Origin of the sequence: Mycobacterium nebraskense, from assembly GCF_002102255.1 — a bacterium.
Classification (GTDB): domain Bacteria; phylum Actinomycetota; class Actinomycetes; order Mycobacteriales; family Mycobacteriaceae; genus Mycobacterium; species Mycobacterium nebraskense.
On sequence record NZ_LQPH01000011.1, the window covers coordinates 1 to 24,887 of the forward strand.

23 protein-coding genes and 1 tRNA gene are annotated in these 24,887 nt (G+C 70.3%); 12 read left to right on the top strand and 12 right to left on the bottom strand.

Annotation, left to right across the window (positions count from 1 at the left end):
* Positions 1 to 115: 115 nt before the first annotated feature.
* Entirely contained in the window at positions 116 to 1,117 is a 1,002-nt protein-coding gene (gene selD / locus AWC17_RS01370; protein WP_276038783.1) for a selenide, water dikinase SelD, read from the bottom strand.
* Between the two features lie 19 nt (positions 1,118 to 1,136).
* Here selD and AWC17_RS01375 point away from each other — a divergent pair.
* From AWC17_RS01375 to AWC17_RS01385, 3 genes are all read left to right on the top strand, one after another.
* Positions 1,137 to 1,231 (top strand) — tRNA-Sec (locus tag AWC17_RS01375).
* An 18-nt stretch (positions 1,232 to 1,249) separates the two neighbouring features.
* Positions 1,250 to 2,530, top strand: a complete 1,281-nt coding sequence (gene selA, locus AWC17_RS01380; RefSeq protein WP_047322452.1) for an L-seryl-tRNA(Sec) selenium transferase — start codon at positions 1,250 to 1,252, stop codon at positions 2,528 to 2,530.
* Positions 2,518 to 4,227, top strand: a complete 1,710-nt coding sequence (locus AWC17_RS01385; RefSeq protein WP_085164159.1) for a selenocysteine-specific translation elongation factor — start codon at positions 2,518 to 2,520, stop codon at positions 4,225 to 4,227. Before selA ends, AWC17_RS01385 begins: the two co-directional genes overlap by 13 nt.
* Here AWC17_RS01385 and AWC17_RS01390 read toward each other — a convergent pair.
* Positions 4,211 to 4,675, bottom strand: coding sequence for a GatB/YqeY domain-containing protein (locus tag AWC17_RS01390; RefSeq protein ID WP_046187137.1), 465 nt, complete (start codon positions 4,673 to 4,675; stop codon positions 4,211 to 4,213). The two genes, AWC17_RS01385 and AWC17_RS01390, sit on opposite strands and share 17 nt — an antisense overlap.
* On the opposite strand from AWC17_RS01390, the gene AWC17_RS01395 reads away from it, so the two are divergent.
* Genes AWC17_RS01395 through AWC17_RS01415 form a run of 5 tightly spaced genes read left to right on the top strand, consistent with a single transcriptional unit; the run spans position 4,674 to position 10,033 of the window.
* Positions 4,674 to 5,921, top strand: a complete 1,248-nt coding sequence (locus AWC17_RS01395) for a hypothetical protein (RefSeq protein WP_208618352.1) — start codon at positions 4,674 to 4,676, stop codon at positions 5,919 to 5,921. The two genes, AWC17_RS01390 and AWC17_RS01395, sit on opposite strands and share 2 nt — an antisense overlap.
* A 14-nt stretch (positions 5,922 to 5,935) precedes the next feature.
* Complete coding sequence (locus tag AWC17_RS01400) at positions 5,936 to 6,589, top strand: DUF4129 domain-containing protein (RefSeq protein ID WP_085164161.1); 654 nt, start codon at positions 5,936 to 5,938, stop codon at positions 6,587 to 6,589.
* Positions 6,589 to 7,734 carry a DUF4350 domain-containing protein gene (locus AWC17_RS01405; protein WP_047322486.1) on the top strand — a complete coding sequence of 382 codons (1,146 nt, stop codon included), beginning with the start codon at positions 6,589 to 6,591 and terminating at the stop codon, positions 7,732 to 7,734. The genes AWC17_RS01400 and AWC17_RS01405 overlap by 1 nt, the downstream gene beginning before the upstream one ends.
* Complete coding sequence (locus tag AWC17_RS01410) at positions 7,731 to 8,711, top strand: AAA family ATPase (RefSeq protein ID WP_085164163.1); 981 nt, start codon at positions 7,731 to 7,733, stop codon at positions 8,709 to 8,711. Before AWC17_RS01405 ends, AWC17_RS01410 begins: the two co-directional genes overlap by 4 nt.
* Positions 8,711 to 10,033, top strand: coding sequence for a DUF58 domain-containing protein (locus tag AWC17_RS01415; protein ID WP_085164165.1), 1,323 nt, complete (start codon positions 8,711 to 8,713; stop codon positions 10,031 to 10,033). The genes AWC17_RS01410 and AWC17_RS01415 overlap by 1 nt, the downstream gene beginning before the upstream one ends.
* A gap of 6 nt (positions 10,034 to 10,039) precedes the next feature.
* On the opposite strand, the gene AWC17_RS01420 is transcribed toward AWC17_RS01415, so the two are convergent.
* Positions 10,040 to 11,032: a stage II sporulation protein M gene (locus AWC17_RS01420; RefSeq protein WP_046184319.1), complete on the bottom strand. Its 993-nt coding sequence runs from the start codon at positions 11,030 to 11,032 to the stop codon at positions 10,040 to 10,042.
* A 36-nt stretch (positions 11,033 to 11,068) separates the two neighbouring features.
* On the opposite strand from AWC17_RS01420, the gene AWC17_RS01425 reads away from it, so the two are divergent.
* Positions 11,069 to 11,947, top strand: coding sequence for an RDD family protein (locus AWC17_RS01425; RefSeq protein ID WP_046184320.1), 879 nt, complete (start codon positions 11,069 to 11,071; stop codon positions 11,945 to 11,947).
* Positions 11,948 to 11,955: 8 nt separating this feature from the next.
* On the opposite strand, the gene AWC17_RS01430 is transcribed toward AWC17_RS01425, so the two are convergent.
* Positions 11,956 to 12,357: a hypothetical protein gene (locus AWC17_RS01430; protein WP_046184321.1), complete on the bottom strand. Its 402-nt coding sequence runs from the start codon at positions 12,355 to 12,357 to the stop codon at positions 11,956 to 11,958.
* A 214-nt stretch (positions 12,358 to 12,571) separates the two neighbouring features.
* On the opposite strand from AWC17_RS01430, the gene AWC17_RS01435 reads away from it, so the two are divergent.
* Positions 12,572 to 13,279 (top strand): PadR family transcriptional regulator, encoded by a 708-nt coding sequence (locus tag AWC17_RS01435; RefSeq protein WP_085164167.1) that lies wholly within the window; start codon positions 12,572 to 12,574, stop codon positions 13,277 to 13,279.
* Positions 13,280 to 13,306: 27 nt separating this feature from the next.
* On the opposite strand, the gene glpK is transcribed toward AWC17_RS01435, so the two are convergent.
* Positions 13,307 to 14,833: a glycerol kinase GlpK gene (gene glpK / locus AWC17_RS01440; RefSeq protein WP_046184323.1), complete on the bottom strand. Its 1,527-nt coding sequence runs from the start codon at positions 14,831 to 14,833 to the stop codon at positions 13,307 to 13,309.
* Positions 14,834 to 14,945: 112 nt separating this feature from the next.
* On the opposite strand from glpK, the gene AWC17_RS01445 reads away from it, so the two are divergent.
* Together AWC17_RS01445 and AWC17_RS01450 are read left to right on the top strand one after the other, a co-directional pair.
* Positions 14,946 to 16,430, top strand: a complete 1,485-nt coding sequence (locus AWC17_RS01445) for a glutamate-cysteine ligase family protein (RefSeq protein WP_046184324.1) — start codon at positions 14,946 to 14,948, stop codon at positions 16,428 to 16,430.
* A gap of 21 nt (positions 16,431 to 16,451) precedes the next feature.
* A complete protein-coding gene (locus tag AWC17_RS01450) occupies positions 16,452 to 17,138 on the top strand; it encodes a class I SAM-dependent methyltransferase (protein ID WP_046184325.1) in 687 nt (228 codons plus the stop codon).
* Here the strand turns inward: AWC17_RS01450 and egtE are convergent.
* The 7 genes from egtE to AWC17_RS01485 all read right to left on the bottom strand — a co-directional run bounded on the left by egtE (position 17,135) and on the right by AWC17_RS01485 (position 24,817).
* Positions 17,135 to 18,283 carry an ergothioneine biosynthesis PLP-dependent enzyme EgtE gene (gene egtE, locus AWC17_RS01455; protein ID WP_046184326.1) on the bottom strand — a complete coding sequence of 383 codons (1,149 nt, stop codon included), beginning with the start codon at positions 18,281 to 18,283 and terminating at the stop codon, positions 17,135 to 17,137. The two genes, AWC17_RS01450 and egtE, sit on opposite strands and share 4 nt — an antisense overlap.
* Positions 18,280 to 19,245 (bottom strand): L-histidine N(alpha)-methyltransferase, encoded by a 966-nt coding sequence (gene egtD, locus AWC17_RS01460; RefSeq protein WP_046184327.1) that lies wholly within the window; start codon positions 19,243 to 19,245, stop codon positions 18,280 to 18,282. The genes egtE and egtD overlap by 4 nt, the downstream gene beginning before the upstream one ends.
* A complete protein-coding gene (egtC, locus tag AWC17_RS01465) occupies positions 19,242 to 19,955 on the bottom strand; it encodes an ergothioneine biosynthesis protein EgtC (protein WP_046184328.1) in 714 nt (237 codons plus the stop codon). Before egtC ends, egtD begins: the two co-directional genes overlap by 4 nt.
* Positions 19,955 to 21,244 (bottom strand): ergothioneine biosynthesis protein EgtB, encoded by a 1,290-nt coding sequence (egtB, locus tag AWC17_RS01470; RefSeq protein ID WP_046184329.1) that lies wholly within the window; start codon positions 21,242 to 21,244, stop codon positions 19,955 to 19,957. The genes egtC and egtB overlap by 1 nt, the downstream gene beginning before the upstream one ends.
* A complete protein-coding gene (gene egtA, locus AWC17_RS01475) occupies positions 21,241 to 22,515 on the bottom strand; it encodes an ergothioneine biosynthesis glutamate--cysteine ligase EgtA (protein ID WP_046184330.1) in 1,275 nt (424 codons plus the stop codon). Before egtA ends, egtB begins: the two co-directional genes overlap by 4 nt.
* 166 nt (positions 22,516 to 22,681) lie before the next feature.
* On the bottom strand, positions 22,682 to 23,329 hold the full coding sequence (locus AWC17_RS01480) for a sensor domain-containing protein (RefSeq protein ID WP_141224400.1): 648 nt from the start codon (positions 23,327 to 23,329) through the stop codon (positions 22,682 to 22,684).
* 39 nt (positions 23,330 to 23,368) lie between these two features.
* Entirely contained in the window at positions 23,369 to 24,817 is a 1,449-nt protein-coding gene (locus AWC17_RS01485) for a catalase (RefSeq protein WP_085164169.1), read from the bottom strand.
* Between the last annotated feature and the right edge of the window lie 70 nt (positions 24,818 to 24,887).

The following is a 24,887-nucleotide window of genomic DNA, read 5'->3' on the forward strand; positions in this document are numbered from 1 at the left end:
CACCGAGCCTACGAGCCAGACACCAGGTGATCAGGATCCAACCACCGCACCACGCGGCAACCTCACCCTGACACTGACTCCAAGCCTAGTGCGCGGGGCCGAGACCCCGAGGAGGTCAGCGCACCACGATCGTGTGCTCGCCGCGCGCCACCAGCTCCCCGATCACGGGCGCGCCCGGGATCTCGCCGGCGATCAGCAGCCCGCCCGAGGTTTGCGCGTCGGCGAGCAACAGGGCCTCGTCCTCGCCGACGGCGGACAGGTCGACGTGCGGCGCCACCCAGTCCAGGTTGCGTCGCGTGCCCCCGCTGACGTAGCCGGCCGCCAGCGCCTCCCGCGCGCCCTGAAGGTAGGGCACCGCCGCGGCGTCGACGATCGCCGTCACGCCGCTGGCCCGCGCCAGCTTGTGCAGATGCCCGAGCAGGCCGAAACCCGTTATGTCCGTAGCACATTCGACACCGGCGGCCAACGCCGCGGCGGCCGCATCGGCGTTGAGCGTGGTCATCGCCTGGATCGCCTGTTCGAAGCGCTCGCCCGTGGCCTTGTGCCTGCTGTTGAGCACGCCGACGCCGAGCGGCTTGGTCAGCGACAGCGGCGTGCCGGGCTTGCCGGAGTCGTTGCGCAACAACCGGTTCGGGTCCGCGATTCCGGTGACCGCCAGCCCGTACTTCGGCTCCGGGTCGTCGACGCTGTGGCCGCCCGCGAGGTGGCAGCCGGCCAGGTCGCAGACGTCCAGCCCGCCGCGCAGCGTCTCGGCCGCCAGCTCGAACGGCAGCACATCGCGAGGCCAGCCCAGCAGATTCACCGCCACCACCGGACGCCCGCCCATCGCGTAGACGTCGGACAGCGCGTTGGTGGCCGCGATGCGGCCCCAGTCGTAGGCGTCGTCGACCACCGGGGTGAAGAAGTCCGTCGTCGCGATCAGCGCCGTCCCACCCTCGATGCGCACCACCGCGGCGTCGTCGCCGTGCTCCAGGCCGACCAGCAACTGGCCGACCGGGTTACGCGGCGCGCTCGCCCCCAGCCCGCGGACCACATCCTCCAGCTCGCCCGGCGGGATCTTGCAGGCGCAGCCGCCACCGTGGGCGTACTGAGTCAGTCGGTAGGTCACGGGATACATAATTGTCGCCATGGTCCGAGGAGGCGTCTCCGGTCTGGTGACCGGCGCGGTCTTCAAAACCGTCGAACGGCAGACGCTGCCGCTGGCGGGTTCGATTCCCGTCCGCCTCCGCCATACTTCTTCGAGCCTGCAATGAGTGACCCGCGCCGGCGGGTGCCGCGCACCGACGTGCTGCTCGCCGATCCGCGCCTGGTCGAAGCCCAGCGGGTGCTGGGCCGAGCGCTGGTGAAATCCGTGATCGCCGACGCGCAACAGCGGGCGCGCGCCGGGGAAATCGAGCCCGAGTTCGTCGCCGAGCACGCCGTCGCCGCGCTCCCACCCACCGCGTCGAGCCTGCGGCCGGTCATCAACGCCACCGGTGTGCTGGTACACACCAATTTGGGCCGGGCGCCGCTGTCGCGGGCCGCCGTCGACGCGGTGGTCGCCGCGGCCGGGACCACGGATGTGGAGTTGGATCTGGCGACGGGCCGCCGCGGCCGCCGCGGCCGGGGCGCGCTGGCCGCGCTGGCCCGGGCGGTGCCCACCGCCGAGGGCGTGCACGTGGTCAACAACAACGCCGCCGCGCTGCTGCTGGCCGCGCTCACGCTGGCGCCGGGCAAGGAGATCGTGCTCAGCCGCGGCGAGCTGGTCGAGATCGGCGACGGGTTCCGCATCCCCGAGCTGCTGGCCTCCACCGGATCGCGGCTGCGCGAGGTCGGAACGACCAACCGCACCAGCCTGCGCGACTATGTCGAGGCGATCGGGCCGCAGACCGGTTTCGTCCTGAAGGTTCACCCGTCCAACTTCCACGTCACCGGGTTCACCTCGGCGGTCGGCGTGGCCGAATTGGCGAAGCTGGGCGTCCCCCTGGTGGTCGACATCGGCTCCGGGCTGCTGGCCCCGCATCCCCTGCTGCCCGACGAGCCCGACGCGACGTCCACGCTGCGCGACGGCGCGGACCTGGTCACCGCGAGCGGCGACAAGCTGCTCGGGGGCCCGCAGGCCGGCCTGCTCCTCGGCGACGCCGAGCTCATCGAGCGGCTGCGTCGCCATCCGGCGGCGCGCGCCCTGCGGGTCGACAAGCTCACCCTCGCCGCGCTGGAAGCGACCCTGACGGGCCCGCCACCGCCGGTCGCCGAGGCGTTGGTCGCCGACGTGGCCGAGTTGCGCGCCCGTGCCGAGTCGCTCGCCGCCGAGCTGCCGGACGCGGAGGCGGTGGATTGCGTCGCGGCCATCGGCGGCGGCGGCGCACCGGACGTCGAATTGCCCAGCGCCGCCGTGAGCTTGCCCGAGTCCTACGCGGCCGCGCTGCGCGCAGCCAGCCCGCCGGTCGTCGGTCGCATCGAGGCCGGCCGGTGCCTGCTCGACCTACGCACCGTGGCGCCCGAAGACGACGCACTGCTGGCCTCGGCGGTGCTGGCATGTTCGTCCTAGCCACCGCCGGGCACGTCGACCACGGCAAGTCGACCCTGCTGCACCGGCTCACCGGCATGTGGCCGGACCGGCTGGCCGAGGAGCGGCGCCGCGGCCTGACGATCGACCTCGGCTTCGCCTGGACCGAGATCGGCGGCCGCCAGCTCGCGTTCGTCGACGTGCCCGGCCACGAACGGTTCGTGACCAACATGCTGGCCGGGGTGGGCGCCGTCCCGGCCGTCGTGTTCGTCGTCGCCGCCACCGAGGGCTGGATGCCACAGTCCGACGAACACCTCGCGGCGCTCGACGCCCTCGGGGTCCGCCACGGGCTGCTGGTGATCAGCAAGGCCGACCTCGCCGATCCGGGTCCGGCCATCGGGCAGGCGCGCGAACGGTTCGCCGCCACCTCGCTCGCCGACGTTCCCGTCGCGATCGGCACCGACCTCGAGCGGGTGCGCGCGGAACTGCTGGCGCTGACCGACCGGCTGCCGGCCCCGGACCCCGAGGCCGACGTCCGGCTGTGGGTCGACCGGAGCTTCACCGTCCGGGGCACGGGCACGGTGGTGACGGGCACGCTAGCGGCCGGGACGGTCCGGGTGGGCGACGAGCTGGAACACGCCGGCCGCCGCGTCGCGGTGCGCGGGCTGCAATCGCTGGGCCGTGATCAGACGGCGGTCGGCGCGGTCGCGCGCGTCGCGCTGAACCTGCGCGGCGTGGACCGCCAGCACATCGGTCGCGGCGACACCGTTCGGACGCCGGGCGTGTGGTTGGACACCGCGGAGATCGACGTTGCCCTGCGGTCGGCGGACGCGCTGCACCGCCAGCTGGTGCTGCACATCGGGTCCGCGGCCGTGCCGGTGCAGGTGCGCCAGCTGGGGGAGGCCGCGGCGCGGCTGCGCTTGGCGAAGCCCCTACCGCTGCGTGTCGGAGACGTCGGGCTGCTGCGCGATCCCGGGGAGCACCGGATTGCGGCGGGGATCGAAGTGCTCGACGTCCGACCGCCGGCGCTGCGCCGCCGCGGCGCGGCGCGGCAGCGCGCCGCGGAGCTGGCGACCGGCCGGGCCCGCCCGCCCGCCTGCGCCCGGGTGGCCGAACTGCGGGCAATGGGCCTGCCGCTTTCCGGGCGCCGGGTGGGCGACTGGGTGGTGGACCCCGACTGGTGGGCCGGGCGGCGCGAGTGCGCGACCGCGGCGGTGCGGCGCTGGTCCGACGACTACGACATCGCGGCGGGGATGCCGCTGGAGACGCTGCGCCAACGGGTCGGGCTGCCCGCCGCCGAATTACTGCCGAGGCTGCTCGAGGGCACCGGCCTTGAAGTGGCCGACGGGTTGGTCCGCTCGCCGGGGGCGGCCCTGCCGGCCCGCGTCGACAAGGCGGTGCGCACCATCGAGGAGTGGCTGGCCGCCGAGCCCTTTCGGGCGCCGGAGGCCGACGAACTGGCTGACCTCAAGCTCGGACCCCGGGAGCTGGCCGCGGCGGTGCGCGCCGGGCGGCTGACGCGGATCGCCGACGGCGTCGTCCTGGGATCCGGCGTGCTGGACCGGGCGGCCGGCGTCCTCGCCACGCTGCCGCAGCCGTTCACCGTCAGCGACGCGCGCCGCGCACTGGGCACCACCCGCCGGGTCGCCGTGCCGTTGCTGGAGCAGCTCGACGCCCGGCGCGTCACCAGGCGGGCCCCGGACGGCACCCGGGTGGTGGTCTCTACAGCCGCTCCTTGACCGCCGTCGACAATCGGGCCCCGTCGGCCTTGCCGGCCGCGATCGCGGTGGCCGCCTTCATCACCATGCCCATCTGCTTCATGCTCGGGCGCTCACCGATCTCCTCGGCGACCTGGGCGATGGCGGTGTCGGCGACGTCGGCCAGCTCGGCCTCGGTGAGCGGCGTCGGCAAATATTCGTCGATGACGCGCGCCTCGGCGTGCTCGTTGGCGGCGAGCTCCCCGCGGCCGTTCTGGGTGTAGATCTCCGCTGACTCGGCACGCTTGCGGGATTCCCTCGCCAGCACCTTGATGACTTCGTCGTCGGAGAGATCTCTGGCCTGTTTGCCGGATACTTCCTCGGTTTGGATCGCGGCGAGCAGTAGGCGCAGCGTCGCCGTGCGCAGCTTGTCCTTGCTCTTCATCGCATCGGTCAGGTCGGCCCGCAGCCGGGATTTGAGTTCGGCCATGCCAGAGACGCTACGCGCCGGCAGCCTGGCCATGATTGAGAAATGCCCGGACCACCGACAGGATGGAGCCCATGACGAACGACGGGCCCGCCCGCAAACGCCGCGGAACACGGTGAGCGCACCGCCACCTGGCTATCCGGTTGGGCCGCCACCGGGTTACGGCCCGCCCCCGCCCGGCTACGGCCCACCGCCCGGCTACGGCCCACCACCCGGCTACGGGCCCCCGGCAGGATACGGGCCGCCGCCGTGGCAATACCGCCCGCCGCAACTGGTTCCGGGAGCGGTCAAACCCGGCATCATCCCGCTGCGGCCGCTGACCCTGGGCGATATCTTCAACGGCGCGGTCGGCTACGTCCGGGCCAATCCGAAGGCGACGCTGGGGCTGACCGCCATCGTGGTGGTGATCATCCAGATCGTCACGAAGGTCGCCGTCTTCGGGCCATTGGCGGCCTACGGCAGGTTGACGACCGATCACGCCAGGGAGCTGAGCACCGGGGTCCTCGGTGCCTGGTTGACGTCGATGGGCGCCGGCGTCCTGGTCGCCTGGCTGGGCGGCATGCTGCTGTCCGGGATGCTCACCGTCATCGTCGGGCGCGCGGTGTTCGGGTCGCCGATCACCATCGGGGAGACGTGGACCAAGATCCGTGGGCGCCTGCTGCCGTTGCTCGGTCTCGCTGTGCTGGAAGGCGCCGCGATCGCGGTTGTCGTGGGCCTGGTGGCGGTGATCGTCGCGGTGCTGGCGGCGATCGGCAGCGCCGCGGCGGTGGTCGTCCTGGGCCTGCCGCTGGCGCTGGCCGTGATCGCGTTGCTGGTGTACCTGTACACGGTGGTGCTATTCGCGCCCGTACTGATCGTGCTGGAGCGGCTGCCCGTCCTCGACGCCATCACCCGATCGTTCGCGCTGGTCCGCAACGGCTTTTGGCGGGTGCTGGGCATCCGGGCGCTGACGCTCCTGGTGACATCCGTGGTCGCGGGCGCCGTGGCCGTGCCGTTCAATATCGTCAGCCAGTTCTTCCTGATCACCTCGTCCACCTCGGCTTTCCTGGTCAGCACCGCGGTCGCGTCGGTGGGCGCCGCGATCGGCGAGATCATCACCGCGCCTTTCAACGCGGGCGTCATCGCGCTGCTCTATACCGACCGCCGGATGCGCGCCGAGGCCTTCGATCTGGTGCTGCAGACCGGCGCCGCCGGCGGGCCGTACGCGGCCGGCTCCACCGATAATCTCTGGCTGACGCGGCCGGTCTGAGGACGAGTGAGACAGTGCCCTCCATCGACATCGACCGCGATGCCGCGCATCAGGCCGCGCAGGACGAGCTCAACAAACCGATCTACGCCAAAGGCTCCGCCGACCAACAGCTAGCCGAATGGCTGAACGAGACGATTTATCGGCTGCTGCAGAAGACGTCCTCGCTGCCCGGCGGATGGCTTACGGCGACGGTGCTTTTCATCATGCTGGCGATCGCGCTGGCGGCTGCCGTCCACCTCGCGCGGCGTACCATGCGCACCAACCGCGGCGGCGACTACCAGTTGTTCGAAGCCGCCCAACTAACCGCGGCCCAGCATCGTGCGACCGCCGAAAGCTATGCGGCGCAAGGTGAGTGGGCCGCGGCGATTCGTCACCGGCTGCGGGCGGTCGCCCGCCAGCTCGAGGAGACCGGCGTGCTCAACCCGGCGCCCGGCCGCACCGCCAACGAGCTGGCCTCTGACGCCGGCACCGCATTACCCCATCTCGCGGGCGAATTATCGCAGGCGGCAACGGCTTTCAACGACGTCACCTACGGCGAGCAACCCGGAACACCGAGCGCATATCGGATGATCGCGGACCTCGACGACCACCTGCGGTCCCGCTCGGCGGCCGTCCTCGCGGGGCCGGGGCAACCCGCCGCGCCCGACTCGTGGGCGCAGGTGCGGTGATGGCGACCATCGGGCGTCCCCGAGCCGCCGCCCCGACGGCGGTGCAGCGCCGGCGGTCCTGGCGCTGGGTGATCCTCACCCTGGTCGTGCTCGCCACCATCGCCGGCGCCGATGCCTACCTGACCGCGCCGCGGCCCGGCGCGCGCATGGATCCCGCGTCGACGGGGCCCGACGGTACCCATGCGCTGGTGGCGCTGCTGCGCGGCGGCGGGGTCGACGTCGTGGTGGCCGACGGCATCGCCGGCGTCGAACGAGCGGCGCGCCCGGACGCGCTGATCCTGGTGGCGCAGAGCCAATACCTGACCGACCCGCTGCTGGACCGGTTGGCGAAGGCGCCCGGCGATCTGCTTCTCGTTGAGCCGACGGCGCGCACCCGCGAGGCACTGATGCCCGGCCTGCACCTCTCGGCGGCCGACACGTTCGACACCGACCCCGATTGCACTCTGCGCGAGGCCACCCGGGCCGGGCCGGTTCGATTCGGCCCCAGCGATACCTACCGCGCTACCGATGGCCGGGCGATGACCCGTTGCTACCACGGTGCGCTGATCCGCTTCCGGGATGGCGGGCGGACCATCACCGCGGTCGGCAGCTCTGACTTCCTGACCAACGGCGCCCTGTTGCAGGCGGGCAACGCCGCCCTGGCGATGAACCTCGCGGGCGCCCGGCCCCGGCTCGTCTGGTACGCGCCCCACCGCGTCGAGGGTGAGTCTTCGCCGCCGGGCTCGATTACCGACCTCATCCCGCAGAACGTCACGTGGATCGTCTGGCAGCTGTGCCTGGTCGTGCTGCTGGTCGCCCTGTGGCGGGGCCGGCGGCCCGGCCCGCTGGTCGCCGAGGAGCTGCCCGTCGTGGTGCGCGCGTCGGAGACAGTCGAGGGCCGCGGCCGGCTGTACCGTTCCCGCCGGGCGCGCGATCGCGCCGCCGCGGCGCTGCGCACCGCCACACTGCAGCGGCTGCTGCCCCGGCTGGGTCTGAGCACCGGGGCGCCGGCGCCGGCGGTGGCGGCCGCGGTGGCCGGGCGCAGCGGGGCCGATCCGGCATTCGTTTCCTACCAGCTGTTCGGCCCGCCCCCGGCGACCGATGACGACCTGTTACAACTTGCCCGTGCGCTCGACGACATCGAAAGGCAGGTCACACGGACGTGACACAGTCCCCATCCCCCGCCCAGACCCCCACCGCTGAGTCGGCGCGAGACGCGCTGTTGGCGTTGCGTACCGAGCTGGCCAAGGCCGTCGTCGGGCAGGAGGGGGTGGTCAGCGGCCTGGTGATCGCGCTGCTGTGCCGCGGTCATGTGCTGTTGGAAGGCGTTCCGGGAGTGGCGAAGACGCTGCTGGTCCGGGCGCTGGCGGCCGCGCTGCAATTGGAGTTCAAGCGGGTGCAGTTCACCCCCGACCTGATGCCCGGCGACGTCACGGGTTCGCTGGTCTACGACGCGCGCACCGCCGCGTTCGCGTTCCGGCCCGGCCCGGTGTTCACCAATCTGCTGTTGGCCGACGAGATCAACCGGACCCCGCCCAAAACCCAGGCCGCGCTGCTCGAGGCGATGGAAGAGCGCCAGGTCAGCGTGGAAGGCGTGGCCCAGCCACTGCCCGACCCGTTCATCGTCGCCGCGACCCAGAACCCCGTCGAATACGAGGGCACCTACCAGCTGCCCGAAGCGCAGCTGGATCGATTCCTGCTCAAGCTGAATGTGACTCTGCCGCCGCGGGATTCGGAGATCGCCATCCTCAGTCGGCACGCCCACGGCTTCGATCCCCGCGACCTGTCGGCGATCAAACCGGTGGCCGGGCCCACCGAACTGGCGGCCGGACGCGACGCCGTGGGGCACGTGCTGGTCGCCGACGAGGTCCTGGGCTACATCGTCGACATCGTCGGGGCCACCCGCTCCTCCCCCGCGCTGCAGCTGGGCGTCTCGCCGCGCGGGGCGACCGCGCTGCTGGCCACGGCCCGTTCCTGGGCCTGGTTGTCCGGCCGCAACTACGTCACCCCCGACGACGTGAAGGCCATGGCCCGCCCGACGCTGCGGCACCGGGTGATGCTGCGCCCCGAGGCCGAGCTCGAAGGGGCCACGCCCGACGGCGTGCTCGACGGGATCTTGGCGTCGGTTCCGGTGCCGCGCTAGTGGTCCTGACCGGACGCACCGGGCTGGTCGCGCTGATGTGCGTCCTTCCCATCGCGCTGTCACCCTGGCCGGCAAGGACTTTCGCCGTTCTGCTGGTCACGCTGGCGGTCGTGGTGACGGTGGACATCGCGCTGGCGGCCAGCACCCGCAGATTGCGCTACATCCGCTCCCCCGATCGCTCCGTCCGGCTCGCACAGCAAGTGGACGTCGGGCTGCTGATCCACAACGACGGCCGGCGGCGGTTCCGCGGCCAGGTCCGCGACGCCTGGCCGCCCAGCGCCGGCGCGCGCCCCCGCATTCATCCCGTGAACATCCCCGCCGGGCACCATCAGCACGTCCAGTCCCAGCTGCGGCCGGTCCGACGCGGCGAGCAGCGCGCGGCGGTGGTCACCGCCCGATCCATCGGCCCGCTGGGGCTGGCGGGATGGCAGGGGTCGCAAGCGGTGCCGGGCCTGCTTCGGGTACTGCCGCCGTTCCTGTCCCGCAAGCACCTGCCGGCGCGGCTGGCCAAACTCCGCGAGATCGACGGGCTGCTGCCGACGCTGATCCGCGGGCAGGGAACCGAATTCGATTCGCTGCGCGAGTATGTCGTCGGTGACGACGTGCGGTCGATCGACTGGCGCGCGACCGCGCGTCGCGCCGACGTCGTAGTCCGCACCTGGCGCCCCGAACGCGACCGGCGCGTGGTGATCGTGCTCGACACCGGGCGCACCGCGGCGGGCCGGGTGGGCGTCGACCCGACCGCCGCCGATCCCGCGGGCTGGCCCCGGCTGGACTGGTCCATGGACGCCGCGCTGCTGCTGGCCGCGCTCGCGTCGCGGGCCGGCGACCACGTCGACTTCCTCGCGCACGACCGGGTCAGCCGGGCCGGCGTGTTCGGCGCGTCACGCACCGAGCTGCTCGCCCAGCTGGTCGAGGCGATGGCCCCCCTGCAACCGGCGCTGCTCGAACCGGATTGGACCGCAATGGTTTCCGCCATTGCGCGCCGCGCCCGCCACCGATCGCTGGTGGTGCTGCTGACCGACCTCAACGCGACCGCTCTCGACGAGGGCCTGCTGCCGGTGCTGCCGCAGTTGGCGGCGAAACATCACCTGATGGTTGCCGCGGTCGCCGACCCTCGGGTCGACCAAATGGCCGCCGGGCGTTCGGATCCGGCCGCCGTGTACGACGCGGCGGCCGCCGAGCGATCCCGCAACGACCGCCGCGCGATCGCGGCGCGCCTGCGCCGCAGCGGGGTGGAGGTCGTCGACGCACCGCCCACCGAACTGGCGCCCGCCCTGGCCGACCGCTACCTGGCGATGAAAGCCACCGGCCGGCTCTAGAGCGGTTCAGCTCGTCGGAATCACGTCGGGCGCGTCTTCGATATCGCCGGTCTCGCCGGCCTTCGCCGCGCGGCGACCGAAATACACGATGTAGGTGAGGAAGGCCGCCTCGGCGATGATCCCGATGCCGACCCGAACGAACGTCGGCAGCGGCGAGGGCGTCACCAACGCTTCGATCAGCCCGGAGACCAACAGCACGCCCACCAGACCGATCGCGACCGACACGACGGCGCGGCCCTGTTCGGCAAGCACTTGTCCGCGGGGCCGGTCACCCGGCGAGATCACCGACCACCCCAGCCGCATCCCGGCCGCCCCCGCCAAAAAGACCGCCGTCAGCTCCAGCAGCCCATGCGGAATCAGCAGCCCGAGCAGGACGCCGCCCTTGCCGGCCTGGAACATCAGCCCGGAGATCAGTCCCAGGTTGGCGGCGTTTTGAAACAGCAGGATCGGAATCGGCAGTCCCAGCAGGACCGACAACGCGATGCACTGCGCGGCAACCCAGGAGTTGTTCACCCAGATCTGCAGGGCGAAGGCCGCGGCGGGATGTTCGCTGTAGTAAGAGGCGATGTCGTGGTTGACCAATTGTTCTATGTCGCTTGGTGTTCCGAGCGCCGACTGGACCTCCGGATTGCCGACCACCCAGAACGCGATGACCACTGCCACCGCGTAGAACGCCACCGCCGTGCCCAGCCACCAGCGCCACGACCGGTAGGCGACCACCGGGAAAGACACCGTCCAAAACCGGGCGAACGTACTGCTCAACGGCGCGTGGGCACCGGTGACCACGGAACGAGCGCGCGCGACCAGGCTCGAGAGCCGACCGATCAACAGCGAATCCGAGGATGCCGAGCGCAGCATCGACAGGTGGGTGGACACCCGCTGGTACAGCTCGACGAGCTCGTCGACCTCGGCGCCGCTCAGCGAGCGACGCCTACCCACCAGCCGGTCGAGGCGGTCCCAGGTCCCGCGATGGGCCAGCACGAAGGCGTCGACGTCCACCCTGCGCAGCCTAATCGCCCTGTACCGTTCGGTGTTATGTCGGAGGTGGTGACCGGCGACGCCGTCGTGCTCGATGTGCAGATCGCCCAGTTGCCGGTGCGGGCTGTGAGCGCACTGATCGATATCGCCGTGATCTTCGTCTGCTATCTGCTCGGGCTGATGTTGTGGGCCGCCACGCTCACCCAGTTCGACTCCGCGCTGAGCACCGCCATCCTGCTCATCTTCACGGTCGTGGTGATCCTCGGTTATCCCGTGATCCTCGAAACGGCAACCCGCGGGCGCTCGGTGGGCAAGATCGCGATGGGCCTGCGCGTGGTGTCCGACGACGGCGGCCCAGAACGCTTCCGGCAGGCCCTTTTCCGCGGCCTGTCGTCGGTCGTGGAGATCTGGATGCTGTTCGGGAGTCCGGCCGTCATCTGCAGCATCCTGTCGCCGAAGGCCAAGCGGATCGGTGACATCTTCGCCGGCACCGTCGTCATCAACGAACGCGGTCCCCGCCTGGGTCCCCCGCCGGTGATGCCGCCGCCGCTGGCCTGGTGGGCGTCGTCGCTGCAACTTTCCGGCCTGTCCCCCGGCCAAGCCGAGGTGGCACGCCAATTCCTTTCGCGGGCACCGCAACTCGATCGACAGTTACGGCTGCAGATGGCGTACCGCATCGCCGGTGACGTGGTGTCCCGCATTGCCCCGCCACCCCCGCCCGGCGCCCCGCCGGAACTGGTGCTGGCCGCCGTGCTCGCCGAACGGCACCGCCGCGAACTGGCCCGGCTTCGTCCCGCCATGCCACCGGCGGCCGCCGCGCCGTGGCCAACCTGGCCGGCCGCGCCACAACAGCAGGCGGTCCCATGGCCGAATCCGGGCGCACCGCAGCAGGCCCCACCCAATCCAGCACCGGGTGGTTTCTCGCCGCCCGGCTGACGGCCGCGCTAACCGGAGACGCTCGCCGCCATCAGCGCGACGTCGGCGATCAACAGCGCCCATCCGCACAGCGGAACGGCGATGCCGCCGCGGCGCTTCGCGGTGAAAAGCGAAATGACGATCACGACCACGGCGACGGCGGGCGCGCCGTAGAACGCGACCCCGAAATTGATCCCGCCGTGGCCCAGGTTGGGGCAACTGCTCTCGCTGCAGCCGTCGGTACTCATCACCGCGCCAAGCGCGAAAAGCATGACGATGGCGGCGGCGGGCACCGTGGCCAGCGCCAGGCCCCAGTTGACCCACGGCCACACGTTGCGGCTACCACTTCTGGGATCGCTGCCACCCTGCGCGGGTCCGGCCGCGGTAGAGGTCCCGCTGCCCACCGTCAGGTTGGAGTTATCAGCGTTCATCCCAGAGTTCCTACCCGCCGCCTGTCGAGTGCAAACCGCGCCGGGGCGTCCGGCCCCGCAATTGCACTGGTACGCCAACACGGCAGGTCACGGCACTCCCAAGCGGACAGCCGGGTGCCCCGCCGCACCGGCTCGTTGCATCGCGATACTTTCCGATATATCGTGATACTTCGAAGCGCACGGTGCGCTTCCCCTTCAGACGTAAGGAACAGACATGAACAACCCATTCACCCCCGCCGGCGGCCCGTTCCCCGGCGGCCCCGGTTTCGGCTTCGGACCCGACACACAACGGCGCGCGCTGCACGGCGCCAGGCGGCGCGCTCGCCAGGAGTTCTTCGAACACCTTCGCGAGCACGCCCCCGACCACGACGGTCCCCTGGGATTCGGGCCCGGGTTCGGCCCGGCTTTCGGACCCGGCTTCGGTCCGGGATTCGGATTCGGGCCGGGCGGCCGGCGCGGCGGATGGCGCCGTGGCGGCCCGGGTCGCGGCAAGCGCGGTGACGTCCGCGCGGCCATCCTGTCGCTGCTGACCGAGCGGCCGATGCACGGCTACGAAATGATCCAGCTGATCGCCGAACGCAGCAACGGGCTCTGGAAGCCCAGCCCCGGTTCGGTCTATCCGACGCTGCAGTTGCTGACCGACGAGGGCCTGATCACCGCCAGCGAAAGCGAGGGCAGTAAGAAGCTATTCGAGCTGACCGACGAGGGCCGCGCGGCGGCCGAAAAGGTCGGAACCCCGCCGTGGGAGGAGATCGCCGAAGGCGCCGACCCGGGTCACATGAACCTGCGAGCGGCCATCGGCCAGCTGTTCGGCGCGGTCGCGCAGTCCGCGCACACCGCCACCGCCGAGCAGCAGCAGCGCATCGTCGAAATCCTCAACAACGCCCGGCGCGAGGTCTACGGCATCCTCGGCGAAGACTGAGCCCCGCCACCCACAGCGGGCCCTGGATCAGGTCACATCGACCCAGTTCAGGGTCCGCTGCACCGCCTTACGCCAACCCGCGTATCCGGCCGCGCGCTGCTCGTCGCTCCAGGCGGGCGTCCAGCGCTTGTCCTCGTGCCAGTTCGCCCGCAGGTCGGACGGATCGGCCCAGAACCCCACCGCCAGACCCGCCGCGTAGGCGGCGCCCAGCGCGGTCGTCTCGGCGACCACCGGGCGCACCACGTCGACGCCGAGCACGTCGGCCTGAATCTGCATGCACAGGTCGTTGCCGGTGACGCCGCCGTCGACCTTCAAAACCTCAAGGCGCACACCGGAATCCGCCGCCATCGCATCCACCACGTCGCGGCTCTGGTAGCAGATCGCCTCCAGCGTCGCGCGGGCCAGGTGCGCGTTGGTGTTGAACCGGGACAGCCCGACGATCGCGCCGCGGGCATCGGATCGCCAGTAAGGCGCGAACAGCCCGGAAAACGCTGGGACGAAATAGACTCCGCCGTTGTCGGCGACCTGACGCGCCAGGGACTCGCTTTGCGCGGCGCCGCTGATGATGCCGAGCTGGTCGCGCAGCCACTGCACCGCAGCACCGGTGACCGCGATCGAACCCTCGATCGCGTACACGGGTTTGGCGTCCCCGAACTGGTAGCAGACCGTGGTCAGCAGCCCGTTTTTGGATCGCACGATCGTCTCGCCGGTGTTGAGCAGCAAGAAGTTTCCGGTGCCATAGGTGTTCTTCGCCTCGCCCTCCGATAGGCACACCTGGCCCACCATTGCCGCGTGCTGGTCACCGAGGACCCCCGTGACCGGCACCTCGCCGCCGACCGGCCCGGCCTGCGCGGAGACGCCGTACGGCTGCGGCGACGACGACGGCGCGATCGCCGGCAACATCGCGCGCGGGATGGAGAAGAACGACAACAGCTCGTCGTCCCAATCCAGGGTTTCCAGGTCCATCAGCATGGTTCGGCTGGCATTGGTCACGTCGGTGACGTGCACGCCGCCGCGCGGTCCGCCGGTCAGGTTCCACAACACCCAGGTGTCCGGGGTGCCGAACAGGGCGTCACCGCTGTCGGCGGCCTCCCGTACCCCGTCGACGTTCTCCAGGATCCACTGCAATTTGCCCCCGGAGAAGTACGTCGCCGGCGGCAGGCCCGCCTTGCGTCGGATCACCTCGCCGCGGCCGTCTCGTTCCAACGCCGACGCGATCCGATCGGTGCGGGTGTCCTGCCAGACGATCGCGTTGTAATAGGGTCGCCCAGTGCGCCGATTCCACACCAGCGTGGTTTCCCGCTGATTCGTGATACCAAGCGCGGCAATGTGTTTGGCGGACAAGTTGGCCCGGTTCAACACCGACATCAGCACTGACGAGGTACGCTCCCAGATTTCGACCGGGTCGTGCTCGACCCAGCCCGCGCGCGGCAGGAGCTGTTCGTGCTCGAGTTGATGGCGAGCCACTTCGGCACCGTCGTGATCGAAGATCATGCAGCGGGTGCTGGTGGTTCCCTGGTCGATGGCGGCTACGAACTCAGCGGACTCGGCCAACTGCTCTCCTCCACCCGTGATCGGACACGTCAGGAGTCCATCATGGTCTGCCCAACTCGACAAGCGGCCGCGTAGCTTGCGTTACCGCCGGTAACCCTGTTCCATCGGCGGTGTGGGCGAAGAGGTCAAGCGCACCACGTACAGCAGCGCACATCGGCGGGAATACGGGCGCAAGCTCCAGCTATGCCTGGACGTCTTCGAGACGATGCTGGCGCAGTCGCGCTTCGAGTCGGATAAGCCGCTCACCGGCATGGAGATCGAGTGCAACCTCGTCGACGCCGACTATCAGCCGGCGATGTCGAACCGCGATGTGCTGGACGCCATCGCGGATCCGGCGTTCCAGCCGGAATTGGGCGCCTACAACATCGAATTCAACGTGCCGCCCCACGCCCTGCCCGGACACACCACCCTGGATCTGGAGGGCGAGGTGCGGGCCAGTCTGAACGACGCCGAGATCAAGGCCAGCACGGGCGGCGCGCACATCGTCATGATCGGGATCCTGCCCACGCTGATGCCCGAACACCTGGCCAGCGGCTGGATGAGCGACTCGAGGCGATACGCGGCGCTCAACGAGTCGATCTTCACCGCCCGCGGCGAGGACATCCCGATCAACATCTCCGGCCCCGAACCGCTGAGCTGGCAAGCCGTGTCGATAGCGCCCGAATCCGCTTGCACCAGCAGCCAATTGCACCTCCAGCTGGCCCCGGAAACGTTCGCCCCCAACTGGAATGCGGCCCAGGTGGTCGCCGGCCCGCAGCTGGCGCTGGGCGCCAACTCGCCGTACTTTTTCGGCCACCAGCTGTGGGCCGAGACCCGCATCGAGTTGTTCACGCAGTCCACCGACACCCGGCCCGAGGAGCTCAAGTCCCAGGGCGTGCGGCCGCGGGTGTGGTTCGGCGAAGGGTGGATCACCTCGGTCCTCGACTTGTACCAAGAGAACATCCGCTACTTCCCGTCCCTGCTGCCCGAAGTGTCCGACGAGGATCCGGTCACCGAGCTGACCGCCGGGCGGACCCCGCACCTGCCCGAATTGCGGCTGCACAGTGGCACCGTGTACCGGTGGAACCGGCCGGTGTACGACGTGGTCGACGGGCGGCCGCACCTGCGGCTGGAGAACCGGGTGTTGCCGGCCGGGCCGACCGTGGTGGACATGCTGGCCAACTCCGCCTTCTTCTACGGCATGCTGCGCAGCCTGTCCGAGGACGACAATCCCCTGTGGACCCGCATGGACTTCGCTGCGGCACAAGCGAATTTCCTCGAGGCGGCGCGCAACGGCATCGACGCCCGGCTGCACTGGCCGGGGCTGGGCCCCGGACTGAGCGACGTGACGGCCGCCGCACTGGTGCTCGACACGTTGCTGCCGATCGCCGATGAGGGACTGCGCCGCTGGGGGGTGGACGCCGAGGTGCGGGACCGGTTCCTCGGCGTCATCGAGGGCCGCGCCAGGACGGGCCGCAACGGCGCCAGCTGGCAGGTGTCCACGGTGCGCACGCTGGAAGACGGTGGGATGACCCGGCCCGCGGCCCTGGCCGAGATGCTGCGCCGCTACTGCGAGCACATGCACGCCAACGAGCCGGTGCACACCTGGGAGTCATGACCGCGGGGTACGTTGAAAACCATGACGGGCGATCAAGTCATGGACTGGGAGAGCGCATATCGCGAGCAGGCGCACTTCGAAGGCCCGCCGCCGTGGAACATCGGTGAGCCGCAACCTGAATTGGCCGCACTGGTCGCGGCCGGGAAATTCCGCAGCGACGTGCTGGATGCCGGGTGCGGGGTCGCCGAATTGTCGTTGGCGCTGGCCGCCCAGGGCTACACGGTGGTCGGTGTCGACCTCACGCCGACCGCCGTCGCGGCGGCCAGCAAGGCCGCGCAGGAGCGGGGTTTGACCACGGCCAGCTTCGTGCAGGCCGACATCACCTCGTTCGGTGGCTACGACGGACGGTTCTCCACCGTCGTCGACAGCACGCTGTTTCACTCGCTGCCGGTCGAGGGCCGCGACGGCTACCTGAGCTCCATCCACCGCGCGGCCGCCCCGGGGGCCAGCTTGTTCGTGCTGGTGTTCGCCAAGGGCGCCTTTCCCGCCGAGATGGAACCGAAGCCCAATGAGGTCGACGAAGACGAACTTCGCGCCGCGGTGAGCAAGTACTGGGAGGTCGACGAGATCCGGCCGGCCTTCATTCTGTCCAACGTCGTCGAGATCGCAGGCGCGCCCTTCGAATTTCCGCCGCATGAACGCGACGAGAAGGGCCGAATGAAGATGCCGGCCTACCTGCTGACGGCGCACAAAGCGGGTAGCGCTTAACCAGAGGTCGCCGCCGTCGCGGCGATCAACGCCTCGGCGAAGGTCTCCACATCGTCGGCCGTGGTGTCGACGTGCGGCGAGATCCGCAGCACCGGCCCGGCCAGCTGCAGGGGCGCCCGCTGCACACCGACGAGGGTGGTCAGGATCCGCCGCTCGGCGAGCAGCCACGACCGCACCGCTTGCGGATCTGCGCCGTCGACCGGCGCCAGGGTGGTGATGGCGCTGGGCTCGTCGACCTCCTCGACCACCGCCCAGCCGGCCACATCGGCCAGCACCCGGCGGCTGGTGCCGCCCAGCTCGGCCAGCCGCGCGCGCACGGCCTGCGGTCCGTACGCCAGGTGCTCCCCCAGCGCCATCGAAAAGCCCAGGCGCGCAGCGATATTGGCTTCACCGAACTCGAGTTGCTGGGCTACGGTGAACGAGCCCGCGAGCCAGTCCGGCGCGGCCAGCCTCGGACGCAAACCCTCCATCAGCTCGCGGCGCACCGCGAGGGCTCCGACACCGCGCGGCCCGGCGATCCATTTGCGCGACGACGCATAGGTCACGTCGGCGCCGACCGCGCAGTCCACCTGGCCCATGGCCTGGGCGGCGTCGACGACGAGCGGCAACCCCAGCTCGCGGCACAGCAGAGCGATCATCGGCAACGGTTGCACCACGCCGCTGTGGCTGCCGACGGCGGTCAGGTGGACCAGATCGGGCGGGTCGGATTCCAGCGCCAGCGCCGCGTCGTCGAGCGCGAGCCGGCCGTCCTCGAGCGTCGGCAGCAGCTGACGGTCGAATCCGTGGGCGGCCAGCAGCGCCAGGTTGGGACCGTATTCGCCGGGCAGGCACGCGAACGTGCGGCGGTCCGCCGGCCAGCCGCCGAGAAACAGATCCAGCGCGTTCAGCGAGCCGGTGGTGAACACCACCTCGGCGTCGGGCATGCCGGCCAGCGCGGCGAACGCCACGCGTCCGGCGTCCAGCGCGGGGGCGGCCGCCTCGGCCGCGACATAGCCGCCGACTTCGGACTCGTTGCGCGCGTGCTGGGCGGCGGCGTCGATTACCGCAAGGCTCTGCCGCGAACAGGCCGCGCTGTCCAGGTGCAGTCCGGCCGCCGGCAGGCGGGCCGCCCGCCATCGGTCCGCCAGGAAACCGCCGGCCGTCACTTCACGGCCAACGACAACCCGAAATCACCCGCGGCGTCCGTCCACCACCGCGTGCGACGCAGTCCCACGCCGGCCAGTTCGGCGCTCACCCCGTCCGGGCGAAACTTGCACGACACCTCGGTGAGCATCTCCTCGCCGGGCGCGAAATCGACGGTCAGGTCAAGCGCGTCGACGCGGACCCGCTGGCGACGGCCCGCGCGCAGCCACATTTCGATGCGTTCCTCGTCGGCGTTCCACCGCGCCACGTGCTGGTAGGCCTCGACGTCGAAATCGGCGTCGAGTTGCCGGTTGATCACCGCCAGCACGTTGCGATTGAACGCCGCCGTCACCCCGGCCGAGTCGTCATAGGCGCGCACCAGCCGGCCGGTGTCCTTGACCAGGTCCGTGCCCAGCAGCAGGCTGTCCCCCGGCCGCATCTGGGCGGACAGGCTCGACAGGAACTCCGCGCGCGGTCCGGGCGTCAGGTTGCCGATCGTCGACCCCAGGAACACGAACAGGCGCCGCCCGCCGGCCGGGATCTCGGTCAGGTGTTCCTCGAAATCGCCGCAGACGGCGTTGATTTCGACGCCGGCATATTCGCGCTGGATGGCCGCCGCGGCCGTCGACAGGATGCCGGCGTCGACGTCGAACGGGACGAATCTGCGCAGCGATCCGCGCTCGCGCAAGGCGTCGAGCAGCAGCCTGGTCTTCTCCGACGTTCCGCTGCCCAACTCCACCAGGGTGTCGGCCTCGCTGGCCGCCGCGACCTCGGCCGATCGCGCACGCAGGATCTCGGCCTCGGCGCGGGTCGGATAGTACTCGGGCAACCGGGTGATCTGATCGAACAGGTGGCTGCCCAGTGAATCGTAGAACCACTTGGGCGGCAACGACTTCGGAGTCTGCTGCAGGCCGTCGAACACATCGCGCCGCAACGCCTGGTACGCGGAGTCGGCGGCCAAGTGGTTGGACAGTGTCAGCGTCATCGATAACCTTCCGAGTGATCCAGCGGGGTCAACGCGACACCCGTCGCGGTGACCTCGACGAGGTGGCGGTCCGGCACGTCCTCCCAGTCGGAGTCGTTGTCGTAGGGCTCGCTGGCCAGTACGACACCGTCCGCGCGGCGCAGGATGGACAGGGTGTCGCCCCAGGTGGTCGCCACCAGGCGAGACCCGTTGGCGGCCAAGATGTTCAGCCGGGCATTCGGGTCGGCGGCCGCTATCTCGGTGATGGTCCCGCCGAGCGCGTCGAGGCCGCGTTCGAAGATGGTGGCCGCGAGTAGCGCACTGTCGCAAACCGATTCGGCCTGCGATGTCACGGGCAACACGGCGCGGTCGACCACCCCGTTGTGCGACAGCAACCACTGGCCGTCGGTGAACGGCGCCGTCGCACTGACGTCGATCGGCATGCCGACCGTTGCCGAGCGCACGGCGGCCACCACGCAGTGGCTGCGCAGCGCCGGCGCAACGGAGTCGAACGACACGTCGCCCCACAGCGGCGTCTGGCTACGCCAGCGGCGGGGGGTGTCGCCGTCTGAAGAGCGATCGAAAAACCCGACGCCCCAACCGTCGGCGTTGAGCAGGCCGTGCTTCTGCCGGCGCGGGGCATACGACTGCACCCGCAGGCCGCACAGCGGGTCCAGCACCAGCGAGGAGACGGTGACGTCGGCCCCGAGCCAGCCGAGGTGGCGGCACATCAGGCGAAATCCTCGATGTCCCAAGCCAACCGGACGCCGGAGAATATCTGGCGCCGGATCGGATGGTCCCAGTTGCGGAAGCTCGGCCGCAGGATGGCGGGATCCACGGCCCACGAGCCGCCCCGCAGCACCCGGTAGTCGCGAAAGAAGAACGGCTGCGAGTAGCGTTCGTAGATCATCGGGACGAACCCCGGCCAGGGCCGCAGCGGCGAGGTGGTCCACTCCCACACGTCGCCGAGCATCTGCTCCGCCCCGTATGCCGAGGCGCCGGCCGGGTACGCGCCGACAGGCGCCGGGCGCAACGCGGCACCACCGAGGTTGGCGAGGTCATCGGACGGCGGCTGCGCTCCCCACGGGTAGCGGCGACGGCTGCCGGTGGCCGGATCCCAGGCGCAGGCCTTCTCCCATTCCATCTCGGTGGGCAGCCGCGCGCCGGCCCAGGCCGCGTAGGCCTCGGCCTCGAAGTAGGTGACATGCTGCACCGGTTCGTCGGCGGGAATGTCTTCGACGTGGCCGAACCGGGTGCGCGTTCGTGCGTCGGGGCTCCAGAACTGTGGCGCGGTCAGGCCCGCGCGCTGGCGGTGGTCCCAGCCGCGCTCGGACCACCAGCGCGGCTGCAGGTACCCGCCGTCTTCGATGAAGTGCCGCCATTCACCGTTGGTGACCGGCACCCGGCCGATCCGGAATGCCGGCAGCTCGACGACGTGTGCGGGACGCTCGTTGTCCAGCGAGTACGGTTCGCTCACGGCGTCCACGCCCAGCACGAACGGGCCGGCGGGCACCAGCACCGACGTGCCGGCCAGCCCTGCCCGGCCGGCCGGTAAACCCGCCTTGTCGTGCAGCAGCGGGGCGCCGCTGCGCAGGTTCAACGCCTGCAACATCGTCTCGTCGTGCTGGTTCTCGTGACTGATCACCAGCGCGAACGTGAAGCCGTCGCTGTCCTGGGGTAAGGCGTCGAGGGCATCCAGCGCGGCGGACCGCACGGTCCGGCAATACGCCCGCGCGCGCTCCGGCGACAGCAGCGGCAACTCCGCCCGGCTCGCGCGTGTGTGCACGAACGCGTCGTAGAGGCCCTCGACGGCCGGCGGCAACATGCCGGGCCGGCCGGGGTCACCGCCACGCAGCAGCCAGAGCTCCTCTTGCTGACCGATGTGCGCCAGGTCCCACACCAGCGGGCTCATCAGGGGGTCGTACTGCCGATACAGTTCGGCGTCGTCGAACTCGACCAGCCGCAGCGTCCGCGCCCGCGCCCGCGCCAAATCGTCGGCAAGACTTGCCCGGAAAGTCACAGCCCCCCTCGCGCCAGTCGCGCCACCGTGGGCGCGATGCCGTGCTGAATCACCCGGTCGGAGAAGTCGTCGCCGGGACATCGGCCGCGCTCGACGGCGTCGACCAGCCGCTGCATCGAATCGCCGAGTTCGGGCGGTGCCAGCTGGGCGGCGACGCCCACGCACTTGGTGGCCGCGGCGTACAGCCGCCGGTCCCGCAGGCCCGCTTGGGCCGCGGTGTCCCAGGCGGTGGCCACCGGCTCGACCGCCTCGGCCGCGACGTCGGCCGCGACCGGGTCGTCGAGCAGGGCCACCAGGGTGAACACCACGGCCGGCCAGAAGTCGTCCGGCACGCTGTCGAGATAGCGGATCTCCAGCCACCGCCTCGGGCGCACCGGCGGAAACAGCGTGGTCAGGTGGTATTCCAAGTCGGCGACGGTGGGACGGCGATCGCCGAGTAACACCCGGCCGTCCACCCAGTCGGCAAAGGGCACCCAGTTCGTGACCGCCACCGCGTCCGTGGTGTTCACCAGCATCACCGGGGCCTTGAGCGCGTAGCGCGCCCAGTCGGTGCCGGGATCGTCGCCGCTGGCGCCCAGGATGGGCCCGCACCGCGCCGAGTCCATCTGGCCCCACACCCACTGCCGGGTGGAAGCCCACCCGGTGAACTCGCCGCCCAGCATCGGGGAATTCGCGGCCATCGCGATCATGGTGGGCCCCAGCGCGTGCGCCAGCCGTACCCGGTCCGCCCAGCCGGCCCGCGGCCCGGCGTCCAGATTGACCTGAATGGACGCGGTGGACGTCATCATTGCCGCGCCCGCCTCACCCGAGCGGCTGGACGCGAAGAACTGCTCCATGGCGCGGTAACGCGCGCCGGGGTTGATGCGCTTGGGCGGCCGCAGCGGATCCGCCCCGAGGAACACCAGACCCAGCCCGGCCTCGACGAACGCCGACCGCAGCACGGCCTGGTCGCGTCGCATCCCGGCGATGGCGGCCACCACCCCGTCGGCCGGCGGACCGGACAGCTCCACCGCACCGCCCGGTTCCACCGTGATCTTGCTGCCACCCGGCAGCTCCGGCAGCAGCCGAAGAACCTCGGCGATCTCCTCCCAGCCGGGCCTGCGGTGCGGGTCGGCCGGGTCGTGGCAGTGGGCTTCCATCTCCAGACCCACGCGCCCCAGCGGGGCGTCCACCAGGCAGCCGTCGGCGATGTAGCGCGCGGCGGCTTTGGAATCGGCCATCTCGGGGCTGCCCAGCTCGGAACCGGCGGTAGTGACAGCGGCAAACGTCATATCGCCATCCCTTCGGGCCTGAGCGAGCCTGAACACGCGCCTGCGGACCACTTCCCCACACAGCTAAGGGAACGGTAACCGCATCTACTTCATCTAGCAGATGGCCCCGACATATTCCCGTTCGCGCCCAATTTCAAGCATGCCCGACCCGGCCCCAGAACCCGGCTCATTGACCCAGCGCATTCTGCATCGCGCCGGCCAGCACGTTGACCGCGGGCCCAGCGTTGCCAGATTGGCAGACCTTGGCCTGCAGCAACACATTTTCGCGCAGCCTGGTTTGATTGAAGCACCGCCGATCGGTGCCGGCCTCTTGCTTGGTCCAGTTGGCATCGGCGGGTCCGGGCGGTCCGCCGTCGAATGACCACACCTGTGTGGTGCCGTTGTCCAGGTGCATCGCGGTGGTCTGGCCCGAGCACCCCACCGTTCGATCCACCACTCGATGGAAAGCGCGGTCGGCGGCGTCGTTGGTGGCAAACACCCCGACGGCCTGCTTGACGAAGTGGGTTTGGTCGTTGGCCGACGTCTGAGTGACAGCGCCGTTGAACGACGCCAGGTCCGGGTCGGCGTACACCTCGGGCAACCCGATGTCGGCCCAGTTGTTGCACGCCGGAACGTCCACCCAGTCGCCCTGGACCGGTTGGGTGAACACCGACTCCCAGCCCATGGGCCCGCCGACGATGTTGCCGACCGACCCCTTACCCAGGACCGCGTAGTTCACCACCCCCGGCTCCGACGGGTGCGCGGCCGCAACCGGAAGTGCGACCGCTCCCTCGATGGCCAGGCCGATGGTGATCACGGCCGCGCGAGCCCGCATGGTCATTCCAGCGATCATGCCAGGAAGGCCGGCGCGTGGTCAGCCCCCGTTGGCTCGCACGCCCTCTTCGACCAACTTGCCGAGGTCGGGGTCGACGTTGCGCCAGTACTCGAACACCCGCGACAGCACCGGCTCCTTGACGCCCTTGGAGACGTGCCCAATGATGTTGTGCGCCAACCGGTCCCGTGCCGCGTCGTCGAGGACGTCGCGGACCATGGTGCCGGCCTGTCCCCAGTCGTCGTCCTCGGCGTGCAGCGTGTACGCGGCGCGGACCATGCCGCCGTCGGCGTGCCAGCGCACCTCGGCGGCTCGGGCCGGGTCGGCGTGCGGGCCGCCGTAGGAGTTGGGCGCGTACACGGGGTCGGAGACGTTCTTCACCCGCATCGCGCCGTCCTTCGAGTAGCTGTTCACCTCGACCTTCGGCGTGTTGACGGGAATCTGCCGGTAGTTGGTTCCCAACCGGGCGCGGTGCGCGTCGGAGTAGGAGAACCCGCGGGCCTGCAGCATCTTGTCGGGGCTGAACCCGGTGCCCGGCACGGTGTTGTTCGGCTCGAAGGCGGCCTGCTCGATCTCGGTGTGGTAGTCGGTGACGTTGCGGTTCAGCGTCATCTTGCCGACGTCGATCAACGGGTAGTCGCCGTGCGGCCACACCTTGGTCAGGTCGAACGGGTTGAACCGGTAGTTCCTGGCCTCCTCGTACGGCATGATCTGCATCTTGAGCGTCCAGCTGGGATGGTCGCCGCCCTCGATCGCCTCGTAGAGGTCACGCTGGTGGTAGTCGCCGTCCTCGCCGGCCAGCCGGTCGGCGTCCTCCTGAGTCAGAAAGTCGACGCCCTGGTCGGTCTTGAAGTGGTATTTCACCCAGAAGATTTCGCCGGCGGCGTTGATCCAGCTGTAGGTGTGGCTGCTGTAGCCGTTCATGTTCCGCCAGGTCTTGGGAATTCCGCGATCACCCATCAGCCATGTCACCTGGTGCGCAGACTCCGGTGAGAGCGTCCAGAAGTCCCACTGCATGTTGTGGTCGCGCAAGTTCGTTGCCTGCATGCGCTTTTGGGACCGGATGAAGTGCTGGAATTTCAGCGGGTCCCGCATGAAGAAGACCGGCGTGTTGTTGCCGACCAGGTCGAAGTTGCCTTCGCTGGTGTAGAACTTCAGCGCGAAGCCACGCGGGTCACGCCAGGTGTCTGGGCTTCCGCGCTCGCCGGCGACGGTGGAGAACCTGGCCAGCATGTCCGTCTTGGTGCCGGGCTGAAAGACCGCGGCCCTCGTGTATTTGCTGACGTCGTTGGTGACCTCGAAGGTGCCGAAGGCACCGCCGCCTTTCGCGTGCGGCTGACGCTCCGGGATGCGCTCCCGGTTGAATTGGGCCATCTGCTCGATCAGGTAATGGTCCTGCAACAGAATCGGGCCGTCGGGACCGATCGTCAACGACTGGTCGTCGCTGGGCGCAGCGATGCCGGCGTCAGTGGTGGTGAAACGCTCCGTCATGTCGCTATCTCCTCGTTTGCTGGGCTGATTCCAGGCTTTGGCGACGAAACTTCCTGCGCGCCAATAACTA

Bases quoted from the DNA above. Each gene is read 5' to 3' on its own strand.
- selD (WP_276038783.1), bottom strand. From the start codon at position 1,117: ATGTATCCCGTGACCTACCGACTGACTCAGTACGCCCACGGTGGCGGC.
- selA (WP_047322452.1), top strand. From the start codon at position 1,250: ATGAGTGACCCGCGCCGGCGGGTGCCGCGCACCGACGTGCTGCTCGCC.
- AWC17_RS01385 (WP_085164159.1), top strand. From the start codon at position 2,518: ATGTTCGTCCTAGCCACCGCCGGGCACGTCGACCACGGCAAGTCGACC.
- AWC17_RS01395 (WP_208618352.1), top strand. From the start codon at position 4,674: ATGCCAGAGACGCTACGCGCCGGCAGCCTGGCCATGATTGAGAAATGC.
- AWC17_RS01390 (WP_046187137.1), bottom strand. From the start codon at position 4,675: ATGGCCGAACTCAAATCCCGGCTGCGGGCCGACCTGACCGATGCGATG.
- AWC17_RS01405 (WP_047322486.1), top strand. From the start codon at position 6,589: ATGGCGACCATCGGGCGTCCCCGAGCCGCCGCCCCGACGGCGGTGCAG.
- AWC17_RS01425 (WP_046184320.1), top strand. From the start codon at position 11,069: ATGTCGGAGGTGGTGACCGGCGACGCCGTCGTGCTCGATGTGCAGATC.
- AWC17_RS01430 (WP_046184321.1), bottom strand. From the start codon at position 12,357: ATGAACGCTGATAACTCCAACCTGACGGTGGGCAGCGGGACCTCTACC.
- AWC17_RS01435 (WP_085164167.1), top strand. From the start codon at position 12,572: ATGAACAACCCATTCACCCCCGCCGGCGGCCCGTTCCCCGGCGGCCCC.
- AWC17_RS01450 (WP_046184325.1), top strand. From the start codon at position 16,452: ATGACGGGCGATCAAGTCATGGACTGGGAGAGCGCATATCGCGAGCAG.
- egtD (WP_046184327.1), bottom strand. From the start codon at position 19,245: ATGACGCTGACACTGTCCAACCACTTGGCCGCCGACTCCGCGTACCAG.
- egtC (WP_046184328.1), bottom strand. From the start codon at position 19,955: ATGTGCCGCCACCTCGGCTGGCTCGGGGCCGACGTCACCGTCTCCTCG.
- egtA (WP_046184330.1), bottom strand. From the start codon at position 22,515: ATGACGTTTGCCGCTGTCACTACCGCCGGTTCCGAGCTGGGCAGCCCC.
- AWC17_RS01480 (WP_141224400.1), bottom strand. From the start codon at position 23,329: ATGCGGGCTCGCGCGGCCGTGATCACCATCGGCCTGGCCATCGAGGGA.
- AWC17_RS01485 (WP_085164169.1), bottom strand. From the start codon at position 24,817: ATGACGGAGCGTTTCACCACCACTGACGCCGGCATCGCTGCGCCCAGC.